At 38.9% G+C, this 4168-nt stretch carries 3 protein-coding genes; all 3 read left to right on the forward strand.

Annotated elements, in window-relative coordinates:
- Positions 1–1087: thiolase family protein (locus tag SFT90_04550; GenBank protein ID MDX1949753.1), on the forward strand; the 1087-nt coding region annotated here is incomplete at its 5' end.
- 72 nt (positions 1088–1159) lie between these two features.
- Positions 1160–1582 (forward strand): hypothetical protein, encoded by a 423-nt coding sequence (locus tag SFT90_04555; protein ID MDX1949754.1) that lies wholly within the window; start codon positions 1160–1162, stop codon positions 1580–1582.
- Between the two features lie 102 nt (positions 1583–1684).
- On the forward strand, positions 1685–4081 hold the full coding sequence (locus SFT90_04560; GenBank protein MDX1949755.1) for a 3-hydroxyacyl-CoA dehydrogenase NAD-binding domain-containing protein: 2397 nt from the start codon (positions 1685–1687) through the stop codon (positions 4079–4081).
- Positions 4082–4168 lie beyond the last annotated feature (87 nt).

Consider the following 4168-nt stretch of genomic DNA (forward strand, 5'->3'; position numbering starts at 1 on the left):
GTTCACAAGGGCTACTAAGGGTGAGTTTGCGGAAGTTAGGCCTGATGATTTAGCTGGGCATATCATTAAGGAAATCGTTAGAAGGAATAATCTTAAAGTTGAAGATTTGGAAGATCTTAAAATGGGTTGTGCCTTCCCAGAGGGCGAGCAGGGCTTGAATATCGGTCGTCAAGTTTGCTTTATCGCTGGTTTGCCAATTTCGATAGCGGGCGTTACAATTAATAGGTTCTGTGGATCTTCAATGCAATCTATCCACGATGCAGTTGGCTCAATTTCTGCAGGTGCTGGTGAGTTATTTATCTGTGCTGGCGTGGAATCTATGACGAGAATCCCAATGGGTGGAATGAACCCAGGGCCTAACCCAGCTCTATATGAAAGCTACCCTGAAACTTATGACGGAATGGGTGTAACGGCTGAAAGGCTTGCGGTGAAATATAAAATCTCTCGCAAAGAGCAAGATGAATTTGCGGCACTAAGCCATAAAAAAGCGGCGGATGCTCAAGATGGTGGAAGGTTTAATGATGAGATTTTTGGCTATGGTGGCATTAACAAAGATGGTTGCATTAGAAGGGATACAACGCCAGAAACTCTTTCAACATTAAAGCCAGCTTTTGATGCAAAAGGTAGTGTTACTGCTGGAACTTCCTCACCACTTACTGATGGTGTGGCGGCGGTTATTGTTGCGGAAGAAGAATATGCGAAGAAGAATAATCTTAAAATTTTAGCTCGTGTTAAATCTATTGCGGTATCAGGTTGTGCGCCAGAAATTATGGGCATTGGCCCTGTGCCTGCAACTAAAAAAGCTTTATTTCGTGCGGGTTTAGAGCTTAAAGATATTGATATTATTGAGTTAAATGAGGCATTCGCGGCTCAAGGTTTATCAGTAATTAAAGAATTGGGCGCGGATTTGAATAAGATTAATCTTGATGGCGGTGCGATTGCTTTAGGTCACCCGCTAGGTGCCTCTGGTGCGAGGATTACAGGCAAAGCTGCAAGTTTACTAAATAGAGAAGGCAAAAAATATGCTCTAGCAACCATGTGCATTGGTGGCGGGCAAGGTATTGCAACGATTTTGGAGAGGGTTTGATGATTCGATGCTCCGATGCTTCGATTTTTCGAATCATCGAAGTATCAAGGCATCGAATTATCGGAGTATCGAATGATTGACCAACAATACAAACACCAAGAAAACTTAAATGAAAAAATTCAAAAAATTCTTGGTGTGGATGAGGCAAAAAAAATTCACGGAATTTTAGAGGAAATTAAAGAGGCTCTTGGGGAAGATTTTGATGTGTTGGTTGAGTTACTAGGGCAAGCAGAAGTTGAAAATATTGAGAAAGATACAGAAAAACTAATTGCTTTTATAGTTAGCAGTTTGAAAATTGATAAAAAATATTTGCTCAAACCTAAGCTCAAAAAAGCTTTGTTGAAATATGTAAAATATATCAATGAGATAACTGAGGATGATAAAAAAAACTCTCTATTGAATAAATTAAGAGCTTATGGGCATGATATTATGGAGTTGATTCAAACTCAGGAAATCGCCCAAGGTAAAGGGCAAGATTTTTCAAAGATGCGGTAGTTTTAATATATTTGATTGCTTAAATCCCCCTCTCCCTACTTGTAGGGAGAGGGAGGGGGTGAGGGTTGGTTGAATTAAGATTAAATTAAGGGTTGGGAAATTATGACAATAAGCAAAGTAGCAGTTATTGGTTCAGGTGTTATGGGAAGCGGTATTGCGGCTCATATTGCAAATAGTAATACAGAGGTGTTACTTCTTGATATTGTGCCTCAGGGGCAAAGTAATCGCAATGCTTTAGTTGAAGGGGCATTGGAGAAAATGCAGAAATCTGACCCTGCAATGCTTACGCATAAATCTAAGTTGAAATATATAAAAATCGGCAATTTGGAAGATGATATTTCTAAACTAAATGATTGCGATTGGATTATTGAAGTTGTGCTTGAAGATATAAAAATCAAGCAAGAAACTTACAAAAAAATAAATCAAAATCGTAAAAAAGGTTCAATAGTTTCTTCAAATACATCAACAATTCCGCTTGAAAAACTTGTAGAGGGGCAGGGTACAGATTTTGAAAAGGATTTTTTAATTACGCATTTTTTCAATCCGCCACGTTACATGAAATTGCTGGAGTTAGTTTCTGGCAAAAATACTCGCACTGATGCAATCAAGGAGATTGAGGATTTCTGCGATGTTAAACTAGGTAAAGGGGTTGTAAAATGCTATGATAGGCCGGGCTTTATTGCAAATCGTATTGGAACATTTTGGCTGATGCGTGCATTAAATGAAGTGGTTGAAACTGGCGCCTCTATTGAGCTTGCAGATGTGATGATGGGTAAGCCAGTTGGTATTCCAAAAACTGGTGTGTTTGGTTTGATGGATTTAATCGGCATTGATTTGCTTCCGCTTATCGCTCGCTCATTCGCAAATAATCTGCCTAAAGAAGATGAATTTAATAAAATTTTTAATCTACCTGCAACAATCCAGAAAATGATTGCTGATGGCTATACTGGCAGAAAGGGCAAGGGCGGTTTTTATCGCATAAATCCTGAATCAAAAGAGAAGAAGGAAAAGCAAGTTATTGATCTTAAAACTGGTGAATATAAAAAAGCCTCAAAGCCTCGCCCTGCAAGTGCTGAGGCAGGCAGAAAATCTCTTGCAAATATTTTTGAAACGAGAGATGAAGGTTCGAAATATCTCTGGCCAGTTCTGCGTGATACACTGGTTTATACTGCAAATTTAGTGGGTGAAATTGCTTCTGACATTAAGCAGATTGATGAGGCAATGAAGCTTGGTTATAACTGGAAAATGGGGCCTTTTGAAATAATTGATAAAATGGCGATTGATGGCAAATCTGGTGCAAAATATTTTGCTGATAAATTGAAATTTGAGGGTAGAGAAATTCCTAAAATTATTGAGCAGATTGGTGATAATTCTTTCTATAAAGTTGAGGGTGGCTCTAAGAAGTTTTTTGCTGGTGGTAATTACAATGTAATTCCATTTGATAGAAATGCATTTACACTTGATGATATAAAAATCAATGCGAAACCAGTTCTTAAAAATGGCTCTGCAAGCGTATGGGATATTGGGGATGGTGTGCTTGCGTTTGAATTTACCTCTAAAATGAATTCACTTGATCCAACAACTTTGGATTTAATAAATTCCGCGGTTGATGAAGTTAAAAAGAATCACAAAGCATTAGTAATGTATAATGATTCTGATAATTTTTGCGTTGGTGCAAATATTGGTGTGCTTCTTTTTGCAGCGAATACTGCGGCTTGGAAGGAGATTGATGGAATTATCAAGCAAGGGCAAGATGCCTATATGAATTTGAAATATGCGCCTTTCCCTGTTATTGGCGCACCTTCAGGGATGGCTCTGGGTGGCGGTTGTGAGATGATGTTGCATTGCGATGCAGTGGTTTCTCATGTGGAATTATATTCAGGGCTTGTTGAGGTTGGTGTTGGTTTAGTGCCGGGTTGGGGCGGATGTAAAGAGTTCGTATATCGCCAACTTAAAAAGCGTGCAGAAGATGATGCGTGGGCTGCAAAATTTGGCGGTTGGTTTAGTTGGCTTTCACCAATTAAAACGCTCAATACAATGCCGCCAATAATTGAAACAATGACAAATATTTCAACAGCAAAAGTTTCAAAGTCTGCGGAAGAAGCAAAAAGAATGCTTATTCTAAATGAAAAATCTGAAATTGTAATGAATCGTAAACGCTTACTTTCGCAAGCGAAGAAAAAGGCGTTAGAGCTTGCGGTCGGCTATAAAGCGCCAGAAACTTATGCGGTGAATTTACCGGGTAAAACTGCTCGCACGGCAATTGAAATGAAACTTCGTGAGATGGAAAAAACGAATCAAGTTACGCCTTATGACATGATTGTCTCTCGTGCGGTTGCTTATGTAATTACGGGCGGTGATACATCAATCACCAAGCCAATTACAGAGCAGCAATTACTAGATTTAGAGCGTGAAGCCTTTATGGATTTAATCAAACAAACAGGCACATTAAACCGAATTGAACATATGCTTGATACAGGAAAACCGCTTAGGAATTAGAATAGGAGAAATTTATGCCAACATATCGCGCGCCAGTTAGAGATTTTCAATTTGCTCTTAAAGAGTGGTTGAATATTGAGCAATATC

It is taken from the genome of Rickettsiales bacterium (assembly GCA_033762595.1).
In the GTDB taxonomy this organism is placed as follows: domain Bacteria; phylum Pseudomonadota; class Alphaproteobacteria; order Rickettsiales; family UBA8987; genus JANPLD01.